This window comes from Ruegeria sp. HKCCE4148 (assembly GCF_017872495.1).
GTDB lineage: Bacteria > Pseudomonadota > Alphaproteobacteria > Rhodobacterales > Rhodobacteraceae > Ruegeria.
Genome location: NZ_JAEDOS010000001.1, coordinates 24,933 through 40,044 on the forward strand (window position 1 = coordinate 24,933; position 15,112 = coordinate 40,044).

The window sequence follows — 15,112 nt, forward strand, 5'->3', positions numbered from 1 at the left end:
CCTCTTAATCCTTGGGCTTACTCGGCTGCGATGGCCGCTTTGGCATTGAACCGGTCGATGATCGCGTCGGCGCAGTCGCGGCCGTCGCGGATCGCCCAGACCACCAGTGAAGCACCACGCACGATGTCACCAATGGCGTAAACACCGTCCATTTCAGTTTCTCCGGTCTGGAACGCGGCCTTTACGGTGCCCCAGCGTGTCACAGGCAGGTCCGGCTGGCCGAACAGGGTGGGCAGGTCTTCGGGTTCAAAGCCCAGCGCCTTGATCACCAGATCGGCCTCTTCCACGTAATCCGCACCTTCGATGACTTCGGGCGCCTGGCGACCCGACGCATCAGGCTGCCCCAGACGCATCTTTTGAACCATCACGCCCGTGACCTTATCGTCACCGGTGAAGCCTTTGGGCGCGCTCAGCCATTCAAAAACAACGCCTTCTTCCTCGGCGTTTTGCGTTTCACGCTGCGAGCCTGGCATATTGGCTCGGTCGCGACGATAGAGGCATTTGACCGAGGTCGCTCCCTGACGGATCGAAGTACGCACGCAATCCATGGCGGTGTCGCCGCCGCCAATTACAACGACCTTTTTTCCTTCGGCATTCAGGCGGCCATTGTCAAAATCTTCGACGGCATCACCAAAACTTTTGCGGTTCGAGGCGGTCAGGAAGTCGATCGCCTTTTCAATTCCACCCAGACCGCTTCCCGGCATGGACAGGTCGCGGGATTTATAAACGCCGGTGGCAATAATCACAGCGTCATGCCGGGCACGAATTTCTTCAAACTTGGTGGCGTCAACATCACAGTTCAGTTCGAACCGGACACCGCCATCGGCCAAAAGGTCATTGCGCCTTTGCACGATGTCCTTTTCAAGCTTGAAGCCCGGAATGCCATACATCAACAGGCCACCCGCACGGTCGTAACGATCATATACTGTCACCTGAATACCTGCGCGGCGCAGCATATCCGCTGCAGCCAATCCACCGGGGCCACCGCCGATAATGCCCACACTCTCGCTGCGCTCCGCAGATGGGGTGGCCGGTTTCACCCAGCCGTTATCCCAGGCGGTGTCCGTGATGTATTTCTCAATGGTGCCGATGGTAACTGTGCCGTGACCCGATTGCTCGATGACGCAGTTGCCTTCACACAAGCGATCCTGTGGGCAGATTCGCCCGCAGATTTCGGGGAAAGTATTGGTCGCCTGACTTGTCTCATAGGCTTCTTCCAGTCGGCCAGTGGCAGTCAGATGCAGCCAATCCGGAATATTGTTGTGCAACGGGCAATGTGACTGGCAGTACGGCACACCACACTGGCTGCAGCGGCTGGCCTGTTCGGCAGCTTTTTCGGCGGCGTATTCGGCATAGATTTCGTCAAAGTCTTCCTTGCGGTCACTTGCAGCACGCTTTTCCGGCATGACTCGGTCGATCTGCACAAATTTCAGCATCGGTTGCTTGGCCACGGGTCAGACTCCATGAATTGGCTTGGTCCGGTTTCTCTACGAGATACCGTAGGGGATTAAAAGTCAATCATACTGACCTAAATAAAGAAAGTTTACTGTGTAGAGCTAATTTTCTTGAAAAGTTCACTATTTTTAGTTCCGTATCGGACCTATATGTGCGCTTTCCTTTTCCCCACCACCCTTATACCCATAACTCGCAAGCAATACGTGACCGCAAATTGGCAGGGCAGATGAGTCTTTTTCACCTGATTCTCGTAGCAATTGTTCAGGGAATCACTGAGTTTTTGCCCATATCATCATCAGGTCATCTGATCCTGCTTCCAAGGCTCACTGGTCTTCAGGATCAAGGTCAAGCCATTGATGTTGCAGTGCATGTTGGAACGCTGGGCGCGGTTGTTCTGTATTTCTGGTCGGATGTAAAACAAGCCCTTGCGGGGTTGCCTGGGGCCTTGCTTGGCCGGGCAGATACGTCACAGACGCGACTGGCACTGGGCCTCATCCTAGCGACGATTCCAACGGTGATTGCAGGTCTGATTCTACATCTGACCGGATTAAGCGATGCCCTGCGCTCGATCGCGGTAATCGGCTGGGCTATGCTTGGTTTCGGCCTGGTTCTGTATTGGGTCGATCAGAGCAGTCCGGAAACCAAAGAGAGCAGTGCGTGGGGCGTCCGTGATGCATTCATCATGGGGCTGTGGCAAGTTCTTGCACTGATTCCCGGCACCTCGCGCTCGGGGATCACAATCACCGGGGCGCGCAAATTGGGCTATACCCGCGAGGACGGGGCGAAGATAGCCATGCTGATGTCAATCCCGACGATTCTGGCGTCTGGCGCTTTGTTGGCTGTGGACGTGATGCGCGACGCTGACGCGCAACTGGCACGTGACGGCGCCATTGCCGCTGTCTTTGCGTTCATTGCGGCCCTTCTAGCACTCAGCCTGATGATGCGGCTGCTGCGCAGCGTCAGTTTCACGCCCTACGTCATCTACCGAGTCATTCTTGGCGTTGTCCTGCTGATCATGGCCTATAGCTGATCAGATACGCAGGTTTTTGGCCGAGTTCTGAATGTCGTCATACTGACCCGACGGACGGAACTTCCACAGGTACTCGGGCAGCACCGATTCCAAGGTGGTCGGTGTGATCCTAAGTTCGGCAAAAGACTTGGCCTCATCGGCAACCACATTGTCATTCCGCAGATTCTTCAACTGATCTCGGGTCAGAATGTTGTTCGGGAACAACTGGAAGCTGACAAACTTAATGATGTCCAGAACACCCGCCATGATCCGTGCTGCAAAAAACGGCATACCAATGATGACGCGGCGACGGTGAATCACATCCAGCATTTGCTGCATTAAAGCGCGGAAAGTCTTCACCTCGGGCCCGCCCAACTCGTACACGCCGGGTTCGGCCTGTCCCAGAACGCCTTTAACTGCAGCCTGGGCCACGTCATCCACATAGACCGGCTGGAATTTGGTTTCAGCCCCAACCAACGGCAGGAACGGCCCCATGCGTGTCATTCCGGCAAAGCGGTTGAAGAATTGATCTTCTGTGCCAAAGATCACGGATGGCCGCAGGATCACCGCGTTTGGCATATGCTTCAGCACACCTGCCTCACCCCGCGCCTTGGTCTGAGAATATTCGCTGGCAGAATTTGCATCGGCTCCAATGGCCGAGACATGAACCATCCGCTCAATCCCCTGCTCTGCCGCCAAACGCGCGATCCGCTCCGCCCCTTCGGCCTGTACAGCGCCAAAGTCGTTTTTGCCCAACTCGTTCAAGACACCGACGCAGTTGACCACGACATCCGCACTGTGCATGGCCTGGGCAACCGACGCGTCATCGCGGATATTGCACAACACCGGCTCAACCTGGCCGACGACACCATAAGGTTTCACGAACATCGCCTCGTTCGGGCGGCGCACCGCCACACGCACACGCCATCCCTCACTCGCCATGCGCCGCGCGATGTAGCGGCCGACAAATCCAGATCCGCCATAAATCGTCACAAGTTTCGACATGAGAGGGCTCCTGCTGAGAAATTGCGCCCTAGACCTAACGCCCGCAGCCCTTTCAAACAAGGCGCTAATTCGCCGCGAGGATGGTGAAATTCAAAGGCACAAATCGGGGGGCAAAGCCCAAATTCAAAAAACTTTCAAAAATCTCCGCGAATCTGGTTGACGCCCTCTGCCACTGGGCTTAAACGCCCCCTCACGACACCTGCCCAGGTGGCGGAATTGGTAGACGCGCTAGCTTCAGGTGCTAGTGTCCGTATGGACGTGGAGGTTCGAGTCCTCTCCTGGGCACCAAATTCTTCCTAAAAACCTGAATTCAAACGTGGTTCTCGTACGGTTGTTCTGTGACTGCCGAACACTGCTTGAATCCTGCTTTCGGTTCGGCATCGGTGCCGATTGCAGATCAAAACGGTACTGCTAGCTGTGTGTCATCACGCTGAATTCCGGCAAGGGTGCGGATTTGATTGATACGGACCCATATTCTCTTGCAGTGCGCCTGGTCACCATTTCATTGGCAATCCCAGTCGCGGTAAGCCGGAAGCTTAAAAAACAACCAGCCTGCGCCTGACGACAACAAACAAGCCGATGTGACGCCACCACACCAATGGTCATTGATGCGCTCAGGCTTGTTTCTGCACTCCTGCCTCGTCCGCAGACTCAGCAGGCTCTGCCGTCACATCAACTGTGTCGGTTTCGTCCAATGGTTCCACCTCTTCAGGTTCGTCCGACTGATCCTCAAGCGCGCCGACAATGAGTGGCAGCATGTGGACACCGGTTGCGCTGGCGATCTCGGGGGTTTGCGGCGTTTGCCAGCTGAGCGTATCGAAGCTGCCGCAATTCTGGCAGACCGGGGCCCATTCGGGTTGGATGTCGTGACAATTGTCACAGACCCACTGAGGACCACGCGGTGCGTTGAGCGCCTTGGCCAACCAGCCTTGTACAACAGCGTCCGAAGCGCCCTCGCCCCGTTCGATCGCCGCCATCAGAGTGTACGCCCGCGCATCACCTTGTTTTTCAACCACATCCCCCAGCGCGCGGCGGGCTTCGGGGAAGTCTTCGGCCACGATGTTCAACTCGGCCAGAATCAGACGGGTCTCCATATTCTCGGGGTGAATACGCGTAAGTGCGGTAAAGCGCTTGATCCTTTGCGCGGGCGTCTCATCCGGTGCTATCTCGGCGAAAGCGTGGGCCAGGTCAGGATGCGGCTGCGCCTCCCAGGCTTTTTTCAGGATCTTGGTCGCGGGGCGGGGTTTACCTTTGGCAATATACGCACGAGCGGCCATCGCAGCCGCGGGCACCAGATCTGGCGACAGTCGATTGGCTTCGATTGCATGTTCCTGCTGTTCCAGGCTGGCGTCTTCGTCCAGAATGTCCTTGGCTTCAGACAAAGCCAAAACCGCATCACGGCGCTTGAACACATCGCGCGGCAGGTAACCGGCCTTTAATTTGGACGACAAGGTCGAGCGCGCACCGGCCCAGTCCTGCGCCTTGGTTTGAAGGTTCAGCAGAACATCTTGCGTTTCTGCATGGCGCGGTTTGATTGCCAACGCCTTTTCAGCCAGCTTGCGAGCGGTTTCGTCATCACCTTCGGCCAGTTTCTGCTTCATGATCCCGCGCACGCCGACAAATCGAGTCGCGTTATTGGTCACGAGTTTCTTGTAGGTGTCGGCCGCTTTCTTGGTGTCGCCCGTCATCTCGGCCGCTTGCGCCACCAATAGATTGGTCAATTCCGGCTTGTTGAGCAGCTTTTCGGCCTTGTTGGCCTTGGTCATGGCCGCACGCCCTTCACCTGAAGCCAAAGCCATCAATCCATCTGCCAGAGCCTGATACCCGCGCTGTTCACGGCTACGGTCGAAATACCGCGACAGGGCCGTTTCATCGCCATTCAAGAACTTCAGCGTCGCCACCAAAAGGCTAAGCAGTTTGAAGAACAGCCAGACCGCAAACACCAGCACGCCCAGCGCAATCACGGATTGCAGCGGCCCCAGTGTAAATTCCGTACCCGCAACGGTGATCTGCACCCCGCCACTGGTTTGCATCAGGAAGTGACCGCCCAGCGCCAGCAGGCCGATAATCGCAACAAAGACAAGGATCTTAAACAGTGACCACAGCATGGCAGGTCCTTCAGTTCGAGTTCAGGCTGGAAGCCAATGAGTTCGCCGCATCAACAGCAGCAACCCGTGTCTGGGCCGCCTGCTGCCAATCGGCCATCGCGGTCTGCGCCGCTTCGGGAAGTGATTTCAGTTCGCTTAACGCTTTGGGCAGGTCTCCATCCGCCAATGCGGCCTGCGCGCGCGACAGGACTGCGTCAGGCCCGTCGCCTTCCTGCGGCGTAACTGAACGTGCTCCTGTCTGCCGTTGTAGGAAAGCGATCAGACCCGTACCCTTATCCGCATCGCGCGCGTCTGCCAGTGCAGTTCGGGCAGCAGGGTTAAAAGTCGCCCGCAAGGATGACAAGGTTTCCACGCCTTCCTCAGCTGGCCCTGTCAAAGCATCCGGTACATCCACACCGCCCGACTTCAGTTCAGCAACCAGTTCGGAATAAGGTTGTCCTGCATCCAGCTGCCCGCGCAGACGAGACAGAACCGCGGCGTTCGTCGCAGCTTGTGCGTCGGCGGATGCTTTCGCCTCAAGCGCCTGCGCATCCGACACCATTTTTTCAACCTCGGCCCGTTGCGCCGCCAGCGAATCCTGGAGCTTTTTCAGTTCAGCCTCAAAGGCGGCTGTGGCTTCAGGTGAGGTATTGGATTCGATTGGAGCTTTCTCAAGCGCTGTGATCCGATCCGCCAAAGGCGCGACCTGACCGGACAGCGCTTCAACCGAGGATTTGACCGCGCTCAGGTCACCTTCGACCGGGGTCAATTTATCCGACAGCGCTTTGATCTGATCCGTCAAACCAGACGTATCCGGGCCGTTTGTCAGCCCTTGTGACAGTTTGGCGATTTGATCCGACTGATCCGCAAGTTTCGATTCCATCGCCGCCAGCGCGTCAGAATTGTCAGCACCACCCGGCAGCAGCCCGCCATTGCCCAGCGCAAATCCGACCACGGCAGCAACGGCACCGCCCAGCAAAGCAGGCACAAAGCCACCGCGTTTTTCGACCACGCGCTCAACCGTCTTTTCCGCAACCGGAGCGATCTCCTCCGTCGGAGCTTCGGCTTCGGCTTCGGCTTCGGCTTCGGCTTCGGCTTCGGCTTCGGCTTCGGCTTCGGAAAGGTCTTCTGCTACAGGTTTATCGGGGTCAACAGGCGTACCTTCCTGTTGCAGCTCGGATTCAACAACGTCGTCTACCTTGGGGTCTTCCACCGGCTTTTCGTCGGATTTCTTCTTACCAGCCACCGCAATATTCCCCTTATCGAATCCAAATTCAGATGAATAACAGCCCAAGCTAAGTTAATCGGGGACCTCGTCTCTCTCAACCCGCAACACATGTTTTACAAGCTTTTTAACCGCCTTACGCATTTTCTTGGGTGTCGGCGCTTTGGCGATCTTCAGGTGCGTATAGTCCAAGGAATAAAGGGGATCAGCCGTCGCGCGGCTGATTGCGGCCAGCCAAAGCGGAGCCGAGCCCGACCAAATATCGGCAAAATGTCGCGCCGTTCGAGGCGAAAAAAGTGGGGCGATTATCGGCAAATCGTCGTTCGCGGCTTGGGTCGCCTCGGATGTTAGCGGCAACAGAATCTGTTGATAAACCGGCTGTTCGCGTACCGTCAGGCCGGATTCGGTGAGCCGCCCCGCGATGTTGCCTCGTGTATGTTCGCCACGCAAATGCAACAAAGGGCTTTGGGGTCGATGTTTCAACAGATGCCCCACAAGCTCTTCGGCTGTGGTGCCTGCCATCTCGGCCTGCCAGCCATAGCCCTTGGCTGTCCCGGTCGTCGCGGGGCCAACGCAATAGGCGGGCAAATCGCGGTCGACACCCATTGAAGCCGCCGCGTTCACCGCATTGGCCGAGGTAAAGATCACACCCTGCAAACCTACGGTATCAACCGCAGCGGGCAGTGGGCGAATTTCGAGAATCGGGGAATAGATGACCTGAACCCGGGACCTGGTGCGGGTCGGCAACTGCGCGACAAACCGTTTCGAGGCTGCGCGCGGGCGGGTCATCAACAAATACAACGTTTGGCGCCTTGGCCCTTGAGGATTGTTTGCATCCGCGCAGGGTGATACCCCGCCGTTGGTAACATGATGCAACGGATCAGGGTGATGGTGCAAACACTTACCGTGCTGGGATTGGAAAGCAGCTGTGATGACACGGCTGCTGCTGTTGTGCGCCAAACCGAAGGTGCGGATGCTGAAATCCTGTCATCGGTGGTGCATGGCCAAACCGAGTTGCACAGTGCTTATGGTGGTGTTGTGCCCGAAATCGCTGCGCGGGCACACGCGGAAAAGCTGGACATCTGCGTTAAACAAGCGCTAGAGGCCGCCGACCTTGGTCTGCGTGACATGGACGCCATCGCCGTCACTGCCGGCCCTGGCCTGATCGGTGGCGTCATGTCCGGCGTCATGTGTGCCAAGGGGCTGAGCGCCGCCACCGGCTTGCCCCTGATCGGCGTCAATCACCTTGCCGGGCACGCGCTGACACCGCGCCTGACAGACGGGATCAGCTTTCCCTACCTGATGCTTTTGGTCTCGGGCGGCCATTGCCAGTACCTGATCGCCCACGGGCCAGAACAGTTCACCCGTCTTGGCAGCACAATTGATGACGCACCCGGAGAAGCCTTTGACAAAACCGCGCGTTTGCTAGGCCTGCCGCAACCGGGCGGCCCGTCGGTCGAAGCTGAAGCCCACACAGGTGACCCGAAACGCTTTCGCTTTCCCCGGCCGCTGCTGGACAGGCCCGGCTGTGATCTCTCTTTCTCGGGTTTGAAAACGGCTTTGATGCGGATGCGCGACCAAATCGTCGCGGAAAAGGGTGGGTTGACCCGTCAGGACCGCGCGGATTTATGCGCCGGATTCCAACAGGCGATTGTGGACACCTTGGCCGAGAAAACCCGACGCGCGATGGACCAGTATCTGGCCCTCAACCCTTCCGAACCCGTCATCGCCGTTGCAGGGGGCGTGGCGGCAAATTCGGCCATTCGTACCGCGTTAGAGACTGTTTGCGCCGAAAAGGGTACGAGATTCACGGCCCCCCCGCTTCCGCTGTGTACGGACAACGCCGCCATGATCGCCTATGTGGGGCTCGAACGGTTTCGCGCCGGCTCACGCGACGGCCTAGACCTGACCGCACGTCCCCGGTGGCCACTGGATCAACGCAGCCCTGCAATGCTGGGCAGCGGTAGGAAAGGAGCCAAGGCATGAGCGTTTCTGTCCTGGGCTCTGGCGCATTCGGAACCGCGCTGGCGATCTCGCTGGCGGGCAACGGGCCGGTGACGTTGTGGGCGCGGGATGCGGAGCAGGCGCAACAAATGCAAATGTCGCGAAGAAACGAGACCCGCCTGCCCGGTGTAACCCTGCCGCCAAGCATTGCCGCTACGGCAGACATCAAGGAAGCTTGCACAGCAGATACGCTTCTTCTGGCTGTTCCAATGCAGAAACTGCGACAGGCTTTGACGTCTCATGCGCCCTTGCTGCAGGGCAAAACGCTGGTCGCCTGCTGCAAAGGGATTGAACTGTCCTCGGGCCTCGGTCCGATAGCCGTGATTGAAAGTGTTGTGCCGTCCGCCGACGTCGCACTGCTGACCGGGCCCAGCTTTGCAGACGACATCGCACGCGGCCTGCCAACAGCGCTGACACTGGCATGTGCAGATGCCCAGATCGGCAAATCGCTGCAAGCCGAGCTAACAACGACAAATCTTCGTCTTTATCGCACGACCGACACGGTTGGGGCCGAGCTGGGCGGGGCATTGAAGAATGTCATGGCCATCGCATGTGGCGCAACGATGGGTGCCGGGTTGGGTGACAGTGCGCGGGCGGCTTTGCTGACACGCGGATTTGTCGAAATGCAGCGTTTCGCCACAGCGCGCGGGGCGCGACCAGATACGCTGATGGGCCTGTCCGGGCTGGGTGATCTGGTGCTGACCTGCTCATCCGATCTGTCCCGAAATTATCGTTTTGGCCTTAGTTTGGGTCGAAATCAGCGCTTTGACAGCCAGACGACAGTCGAAGGTGTCGCGACTGCCTGCGCCTTGTCCGACATCGCAAGCAAAGAAGGCTTGGACATGCCCATCAGTACCACTGTGGCGGACCTGAGTCGCGGTGCTTACAGTGTACCTGAGGCCATTCAAACCCTACTCAATCGACCCCTTAAGGAGGAATAACATGCTGATCGCTCTCATCGCCAAAGACAAACCCGGTGCCCTGCAAACCCGGCTGGACAATCGCAGCGCGCATCTGGCGTATATCGAGGAAACAGGTGTTGTGGCGCAGGCTGGCCCTCTGCTGGATGGCGATGCCATGATCGGCTCACTGGTAATTCTGGATGTCAAAGATTTGGCTGCTGCACAAACATGGGCCGACAACGACCCTTACGCCAAAGCAGGGTTGTTCCAATCCGTTGACCTGATTCCATGGAAAAAAGTGATTGGCTGATGGCATATTGGCTGTTCAAGTCCGAACCCTCAACCTGGAGCTGGGACCAACAAGTCGCCAAGGGGGACGCAGGCGAAGAGTGGGATGGCGTGCGCAACTATCAGGCGCGCAATTTTATGCGGCAGATGGCCATCGGAGATTGGGGGTTCTTCTACCATTCGCAAAAGGACAAATCGGTGGTGGGAATCGTCGAGGTTTGCGCTGAGGCGCATGCCGACAGCACCACTGACGATGAACGGTGGGAATGCGTGGATATCAAGGCAGTTCGGCCCTTTGCCAAACCGGTGACGCTGGACCAGATCAAGGCGGACGAACGTCTGGCTGAAATGGTGCTGGTCAAGAACTCGCGCTTGTCGGTGCAGCCGGTGACTGAATACGAATGGAAGGTGATTTGCGCACTGGGCGATACGCAGCCTGATTGACGTGTAAACCTGTGTCTGGCGTAAAACTTCTCAAGCGCTCGACAAAATGCTATGTTTCTCTGGGCTTCGCCGGGTGGGGGCTTGCCATCTGCGGTTTTTACAACCGCAGACGCTTGGTGGTGTTCGAATAAAATTCGGTCTTTCTTGAAAGTGTGACCCCATGTCTGACGTTAAAGGCGGCAGTGGGATTCTCGAAGACGCCGTCGCTGCGAAGAACACAAAAACCTGGGAAGCGCGCCTGAAAGAGGCGCGCGAAAAGCGTGCAAACGCGCTGGCTGATGGAAAGGTCGAAGCGCGCGAACCACCGCGCTTGAAACCAACTGAGACAGACCTGCTACCGCCAACAGATGACACTGAGATCGACGAGATCGTGTCCGAACGGGTACGCTCACTCCACCTGAACGAACCTGTCAGCAAACCGCCTTCGAAAAGCCGAATCCCTATAATTTTGGCGGCTCTGTTTTGTGGGGCTTTGCTGCATTGGGCCGGAACAAAGGTGATTGAAACACGACAGTCCACGCCAGAAAACTCTGTTGTGCAATCGAATGATCCTATCGACGAACCTGCATTGGACGAAACACTTTCGCCTACATCTGCAGCGATCGAGCAAATTCCTGAGGATCCGGCTGCGCCCGTGCTTGAGGAAGAAATCCAAGCTCCGATTCTTGAGAAAAAGCCAGTTACCCCTTCCATTGATATTGATGAAACACCACCGCAAGAAACCGAAGCATCACTTGCCCCGCCGATTGTGTTTCTTCCCTCCTTACTTGAACCTGTTTTGGAGGCTCCGGAAACGCTTGCCAAACCAGTATCATTTTCAGTTCCCGTTGCGCCGCAAAATCCCGCTTCCAGCCTGCTGAACAAGCGTAGTTCTTTACAGCCGACACAGGCAGTCTTCGACCCATTGCCCAAAGAGATCACGCAATCAGCGACTCCGAATTACTCTGAGGTAAAACCACTTCAACCCTCTAAACCTTCGATCGACCTTGAAGTGTCACTGTTCGTTCCGGCACGGGTATCACAAGACACCAGCGACCGGGCATTCGAACTTTTGAACGAAAGCCAAGCGAATGTGGTTGCGACCGCGCGTGTAGGCTATCGGATCAGAGAAACTCAGGTGCGGTATTATCACCCTGCAGACGCTGAAAACGCCGACCTTGCTGCCAAGGCTTTGGGTGGTATTGCGCGGGACTTCACAGGTTCTGGCAGCAAAACACGCCCTGGGCGCATTGAGGTCTATCTTGCTGGCGCAGGCGGAGGTGCAAACCGCACTTCAGACAATCAACCCAACAGTTTCGACAACTTTATAGAACGCATTCTGAATGAGCTTAGATAACAAATAAGGGAAGGTTCTGACCATGCAGAACCTTCCCTACCCCCGCGTGCTCCCTACTCACCACACGCGTATGGAAATGTCTGGTTCTGACCGTCCTGGTCACGGTTTAAACTTAACCCAACCATGACCATGGTTTCAAATACCAAGTCCCTAAACTTCAATTCAAAAACAAAACGCCCGTCATTAGTCGACGGGCGCAGAATGACTTTGCGCGATGATCAGCTGTAAACAGACTCTTTACGGAAATGCTTGGTCAGCATGTAATAGACCACAGCGCGGTATTTGTTACGCTCGGACATGCCATAGGTTTCCATGGCTTTATTGATCCCTTCCATCAATTCAGGCCCATCGGCCAGACCCAGCTTTTTGATCAGGAAGTTGTTCTTGACGGTTTCCAGTTCGGACTCTTGGCTGGCTGCAACAGTTGCCGCATCTGCGTCATAGATCGCCGGACCACAACCGATCGTAACCTTGGTTAAAAGGTCCATATCGGGATCCATCCCACATTTGTCCTTCAGGTCTTCTGCGTATTTGGCGATCAATTCGTCGCGCTTGCCCATATCCCAATCTCCTTAATGCGTTAATTCGGCCCTTATCACCGATGGCCGGAAGACTAGCCGCGCCCGTGTGTATTCCAAAAGGAAAAAAATTCGCGATTTCTCCCCCTTGGTCAAATTTGGGATGAAGGCTTCTAAACAATCTAACGACAGTATCCCCAACCCGGTCCTTGCAAGTGAAAGTGATCGGCATGCAAACGATTGAAATCAGGGCCAAGAACTACGCGGAACCAATCGCAGGCGCCACGCCAGATTTGTCTCAGAAACGCTGCCTCTGGTTCATTACGTTGCCAGTCAGCCAGTAAGGTCAGCGTCCGACCATCGGCAGTATCCAGCCCGATAACATCAATCGAGTCTGCGCGCGCGTGGCTGCTCCACCCGCTGTTTTCGCCCTGCGCTGTGCGCATAGGACGGCAATTGTAACTGCCGATGTGGCGCAATCGGGTAATTTCGGTCCCAAGTAGATCCTGCGCGGCGGGTTGCACAACGTGGTTTTCCCACATGGCCAGACGCAACGTGGTGGTGCAACTCGTTTCCACAGGCTCCATCCGAGCCGTCACCAGTTGCGACAGCAAACCCCGACCGCTGATGCCGCAATTCTGATCGACAATCAGGTCCTGCATTGCTGGGAATTGCACACCTGCCTCTGCCAAAGCAGCCCTGCACTGCGCCTCATTTGCCAGCGCGCGGTTCAACTGCCATTTTGTGACCGGCGTCACCGGCGCGCTGATTTTCAGATCGCGCAACGGATTCCAATAAGAAGGAACCGGCGTATTGGGATGCGCCAGCAGCCACCATCCCCCACCGCCCAGCAGGATCACTACGACCGCCAGCCTGAAAAAGAAAGACGCCGCCGAGTACAAAAACCGGCGGCGTCTAGAAGTCTGCGTCATCGTCAGACAGCACTTAGTAGCGGTAGTGTTCCGGCTTGTAGGGACCTTCCGGCTTCACGCCGATATAGGCGGCCTGATCGGCGTCCATCTGGGTCAGCTTCACGCCGATGCGGTCGAGGTGCAGGCGAGCCACTTTCTCATCCAGATGCTTGGGCAGGATGTAGACCTCGTTTTGGTACTGGTCGCCTTTGGTGAACAGCTCGATCTGCGCCAGAACCTGGTTGGTGAAGGATGCCGACATCACGAACGAGGGGTGCCCGGTGGCGTTGCCGAGGTTCAGCAGACGGCCTTCGGACAGCAGGATGATGCGGTTGCCCGAGGGCATCTCGATCATGTCCACCTGTTCCTTGATGTTGGTCCATTTGTGGTTCTTCAGGCTGGCGACCTGGATTTCGTTGTCGAAGTGACCAATGTTGCCAACGATGGCCATGTCCTTCATCGCGCGCATATGCTCGATACGGATAACGTCCTTGTTGCCAGTAGTTGTGATAAAGATATCCGCCGACGCGACTTCATCTTCCAACAGGGTGACTTCGAAACCGTCCATCGCCGCTTGCAAGGCGCAGATCGGGTCAACTTCGGTCACTTTCACGCGGGCACCGGCGCCGCGCAGCGAAGCGGCCGAGCCTTTGCCCACGTCGCCATAGCCACAAACCACGGCAACCTTACCGGCCATCATGGTGTCGGTGGCGCGGCGAATGCCATCGACCAGCGATTCCTTACAGCCGTATTTGTTGTCAAATTTCGACTTGGTGACCGAGTCGTTCACGTTGATCGCCGGGAACGGCAGGTGGCCGTCTTTCACCAGCTGATACAGGCGGTTCACACCAGTCGTGGTTTCCTCGGACACACCCTGAATTTGGTCGCGCATCTTGGTGAACCAACCCGGCGATGCTTCCATGCGCTTAGCGATCTGCTTCTTGATCACTTCTTCCTCTTCAGAGCCCGGGACCGGGATAATGTCCTCACCCGCTTCGGCGCGAGCGCCCAGCAGGATATACAGTGTCGCGTCGCCGCCATCGTCCAGGATCATGTTCGGGCCGTCTTCGAACAGGAAGGACTTGTCCAGATAATCCCAATGCTCTTCCAGCGTCTGACCCTTGATAGCGAAGACCGGAACACCGGCTTCGGCAATCGCTGCCGCTGCGTGGTCCTGGGTTGAGAAAATATTGCATGACGCCCAACGCACATCCGCACCCAGCGCGACCAGTGTTTCGATCAGTACACCCGTCTGGATGGTCATGTGCAGCGATCCAACGATGCGCGCACCTTTGAGCGGCTTGCTTTCACCGTATTCCGCGCGCAGGGACATCAGGCCCGGCATTTCGGTTTCGGCAATGTCCAATTCCTTACGGCCGAACCCGGCCAGTGAAATGTCCTTAACGATATAGTCCCCGGCCATCAGGCGCTCCATTTTCCGGTTAATCTTAGTCCCGGCTGCCCTAGCATTCCTTGGGGCAGGAGGCAATGTAGACGACTTCCAACCAAAAGATGTAAGTCTTTGTCAGCTTGGGATTCCTTCAATTTTAATCTTTGGTATCGCTTCAAAAAAATCAGTGCCAACGGCAACAATGCAACTGATTCCATTCGCATTGGTGACCAAAACGGTATAGCTACCAGTTTCCTTAGAGGTCCAAACCTCCATCACCGAATGCGCCCCGCGTGTCTTTTGCAGACCACCAAAGGCCAATTCCTCGGCGTAGTTTTCCTGCAATTTGGCGATAATATCGTCGCGCTCAGCGCAATTCTTGGCAAAGGCCGGTGGGGCTGTGGCAGCCATTCCAAAAGTCAGTGCAAGGGCGAACAAACGCTTGAACATGGCAAACTCCTTTCGTTTCGCGTTTCGCTTGTGAGAGGAGCACACCGGGAGAAGCGTGTGCCCCCCTCGGTTTTTATGTCGGGATCGG

General features: G+C 56.6%; 15 protein-coding genes and 1 tRNA gene. 7 read left to right on the plus strand and 9 right to left on the minus strand.

Annotated features, from left to right (window positions below; genetic code table 11):
• Positions 1 to 17 precede the first annotated feature (17 nt).
• Positions 18 to 1,451 (minus strand): NAD(P)-dependent oxidoreductase, encoded by a 1,434-nt coding sequence (locus tag I9187_RS00110; protein ID WP_171234597.1) that lies wholly within the window; start codon positions 1,449 to 1,451, stop codon positions 18 to 20.
• A gap of 230 nt (positions 1,452 to 1,681) precedes the next feature.
• Between I9187_RS00110 and I9187_RS00115 the strand changes: the two genes are divergently transcribed.
• Entirely contained in the window at positions 1,682 to 2,485 is an 804-nt protein-coding gene (locus tag I9187_RS00115; RefSeq protein WP_171178807.1) for an undecaprenyl-diphosphate phosphatase, read from the plus strand.
• Here the strand turns inward: I9187_RS00115 and I9187_RS00120 are convergent, their stop codons facing one another.
• The gene (locus tag I9187_RS00120; RefSeq protein WP_171178804.1) at positions 2,486 to 3,469 is read right to left on the minus strand and encodes a complex I NDUFA9 subunit family protein; all 984 of its coding nucleotides are present in this window, start codon (positions 3,467 to 3,469) and stop codon (positions 2,486 to 2,488) included.
• Positions 3,470 to 3,670: 201 nt separating this feature from the next.
• Here I9187_RS00120 and I9187_RS00125 point away from each other — a divergent pair.
• A tRNA-Leu gene (locus I9187_RS00125) sits at positions 3,671 to 3,757 on the plus strand.
• Positions 3,758 to 4,083: 326 nt separating this feature from the next.
• Here the strand turns inward: I9187_RS00125 and I9187_RS00130 are convergent.
• Genes I9187_RS00130 through I9187_RS00140 form a run of 3 tightly spaced genes read right to left on the minus strand, consistent with a single transcriptional unit; the run spans position 4,084 to position 7,570 of the window.
• A complete protein-coding gene (locus tag I9187_RS00130; RefSeq protein ID WP_171178802.1) occupies positions 4,084 to 5,577 on the minus strand; it encodes a heme biosynthesis HemY N-terminal domain-containing protein in 1,494 nt (497 codons plus the stop codon).
• Between the two features lie 10 nt (positions 5,578 to 5,587).
• Complete coding sequence (locus I9187_RS00135) at positions 5,588 to 6,802, minus strand: hypothetical protein (RefSeq protein WP_209509322.1); 1,215 nt, start codon at positions 6,800 to 6,802, stop codon at positions 5,588 to 5,590.
• A gap of 54 nt (positions 6,803 to 6,856) precedes the next feature.
• The gene (locus I9187_RS00140) at positions 6,857 to 7,570 is read right to left on the minus strand and encodes a uroporphyrinogen-III synthase (RefSeq protein ID WP_171178799.1); all 714 of its coding nucleotides are present in this window, start codon (positions 7,568 to 7,570) and stop codon (positions 6,857 to 6,859) included.
• A gap of 99 nt (positions 7,571 to 7,669) precedes the next feature.
• Here I9187_RS00140 and tsaD point away from each other — a divergent pair, with 99 nt between their 5' ends.
• From tsaD to I9187_RS00165, 5 genes are all read left to right on the plus strand, one after another.
• Entirely contained in the window at positions 7,670 to 8,767 is a 1,098-nt protein-coding gene (gene tsaD, locus I9187_RS00145) for a tRNA (adenosine(37)-N6)-threonylcarbamoyltransferase complex transferase subunit TsaD (RefSeq protein ID WP_171178797.1), read from the plus strand.
• Positions 8,764 to 9,726 (plus strand): NAD(P)H-dependent glycerol-3-phosphate dehydrogenase, encoded by a 963-nt coding sequence (locus I9187_RS00150; protein ID WP_171178795.1) that lies wholly within the window; start codon positions 8,764 to 8,766, stop codon positions 9,724 to 9,726. The genes tsaD and I9187_RS00150 overlap by 4 nt, the downstream gene beginning before the upstream one ends.
• A 1-nt stretch (position 9,727) precedes the next feature.
• Positions 9,728 to 9,997 (plus strand): YciI family protein, encoded by a 270-nt coding sequence (locus tag I9187_RS00155; protein ID WP_171178793.1) that lies wholly within the window; start codon positions 9,728 to 9,730, stop codon positions 9,995 to 9,997.
• Positions 9,997 to 10,419: an EVE domain-containing protein gene (locus I9187_RS00160; protein WP_171237953.1), complete on the plus strand. Its 423-nt coding sequence runs from the start codon at positions 9,997 to 9,999 to the stop codon at positions 10,417 to 10,419. The genes I9187_RS00155 and I9187_RS00160 overlap by 1 nt, the downstream gene beginning before the upstream one ends.
• Before the next feature lie 160 nt (positions 10,420 to 10,579).
• On the plus strand, positions 10,580 to 11,755 hold the full coding sequence (locus I9187_RS00165) for a hypothetical protein (protein ID WP_171178782.1): 1,176 nt from the start codon (positions 10,580 to 10,582) through the stop codon (positions 11,753 to 11,755).
• 218 nt (positions 11,756 to 11,973) lie between these two features.
• Here I9187_RS00165 and I9187_RS00170 read toward each other — a convergent pair whose 3' ends face one another.
• The 4 genes from I9187_RS00170 to I9187_RS00185 all read right to left on the minus strand — a co-directional run bounded on the left by I9187_RS00170 (position 11,974) and on the right by I9187_RS00185 (position 15,024).
• Positions 11,974 to 12,315 carry a DUF2853 family protein gene (locus I9187_RS00170; protein ID WP_171178779.1) on the minus strand — a complete coding sequence of 114 codons (342 nt, stop codon included), beginning with the start codon at positions 12,313 to 12,315 and terminating at the stop codon, positions 11,974 to 11,976.
• A gap of 140 nt (positions 12,316 to 12,455) precedes the next feature.
• Positions 12,456 to 13,205 carry an extensin family protein gene (locus tag I9187_RS00175; protein WP_171727654.1) on the minus strand — a complete coding sequence of 250 codons (750 nt, stop codon included), beginning with the start codon at positions 13,203 to 13,205 and terminating at the stop codon, positions 12,456 to 12,458.
• Positions 13,206 to 13,218: 13 nt separating this feature from the next.
• Positions 13,219 to 14,607 carry an adenosylhomocysteinase gene (ahcY, locus tag I9187_RS00180; protein ID WP_171178776.1) on the minus strand — a complete coding sequence of 463 codons (1,389 nt, stop codon included), beginning with the start codon at positions 14,605 to 14,607 and terminating at the stop codon, positions 13,219 to 13,221.
• Positions 14,608 to 14,709: 102 nt separating this feature from the next.
• On the minus strand, positions 14,710 to 15,024 hold the full coding sequence (locus tag I9187_RS00185; protein ID WP_171178774.1) for a hypothetical protein: 315 nt from the start codon (positions 15,022 to 15,024) through the stop codon (positions 14,710 to 14,712).
• Positions 15,025 to 15,112 lie beyond the last annotated feature (88 nt).

What these genes read in the sequence shown, in the direction of transcription:
- I9187_RS00175 (WP_171727654.1), bottom strand. Translation starts at nt 13,205, where the DNA reads ATGACGCAGACTTCTAGACGCCGCCGGTTTTTGTACTCGGCGGCGTCT.
- I9187_RS00120 (WP_171178804.1), bottom strand. Translation starts at nt 3,469, where the DNA reads ATGTCGAAACTTGTGACGATTTATGGCGGATCTGGATTTGTCGGCCGC.
- tsaD (WP_171178797.1), top strand. Translation starts at nt 7,670, where the DNA reads ATGGTGCAAACACTTACCGTGCTGGGATTGGAAAGCAGCTGTGATGAC.
- ahcY (WP_171178776.1), bottom strand. Translation starts at nt 14,607, where the DNA reads ATGGCCGGGGACTATATCGTTAAGGACATTTCACTGGCCGGGTTCGGC.
- I9187_RS00165 (WP_171178782.1), top strand. Translation starts at nt 10,580, where the DNA reads ATGTCTGACGTTAAAGGCGGCAGTGGGATTCTCGAAGACGCCGTCGCT.
- I9187_RS00160 (WP_171237953.1), top strand. Translation starts at nt 9,997, where the DNA reads ATGGCATATTGGCTGTTCAAGTCCGAACCCTCAACCTGGAGCTGGGAC.
- I9187_RS00185 (WP_171178774.1), bottom strand. Translation starts at nt 15,024, where the DNA reads ATGTTCAAGCGTTTGTTCGCCCTTGCACTGACTTTTGGAATGGCTGCC.
- I9187_RS00150 (WP_171178795.1), top strand. Translation starts at nt 8,764, where the DNA reads ATGAGCGTTTCTGTCCTGGGCTCTGGCGCATTCGGAACCGCGCTGGCG.
- I9187_RS00130 (WP_171178802.1), bottom strand. Translation starts at nt 5,577, where the DNA reads ATGCTGTGGTCACTGTTTAAGATCCTTGTCTTTGTTGCGATTATCGGC.
- I9187_RS00170 (WP_171178779.1), bottom strand. Translation starts at nt 12,315, where the DNA reads ATGGGCAAGCGCGACGAATTGATCGCCAAATACGCAGAAGACCTGAAG.
- I9187_RS00155 (WP_171178793.1), top strand. Translation starts at nt 9,728, where the DNA reads ATGCTGATCGCTCTCATCGCCAAAGACAAACCCGGTGCCCTGCAAACC.
- I9187_RS00140 (WP_171178799.1), bottom strand. Translation starts at nt 7,570, where the DNA reads ATGACCCGCCCGCGCGCAGCCTCGAAACGGTTTGTCGCGCAGTTGCCG.
- I9187_RS00115 (WP_171178807.1), top strand. Translation starts at nt 1,682, where the DNA reads ATGAGTCTTTTTCACCTGATTCTCGTAGCAATTGTTCAGGGAATCACT.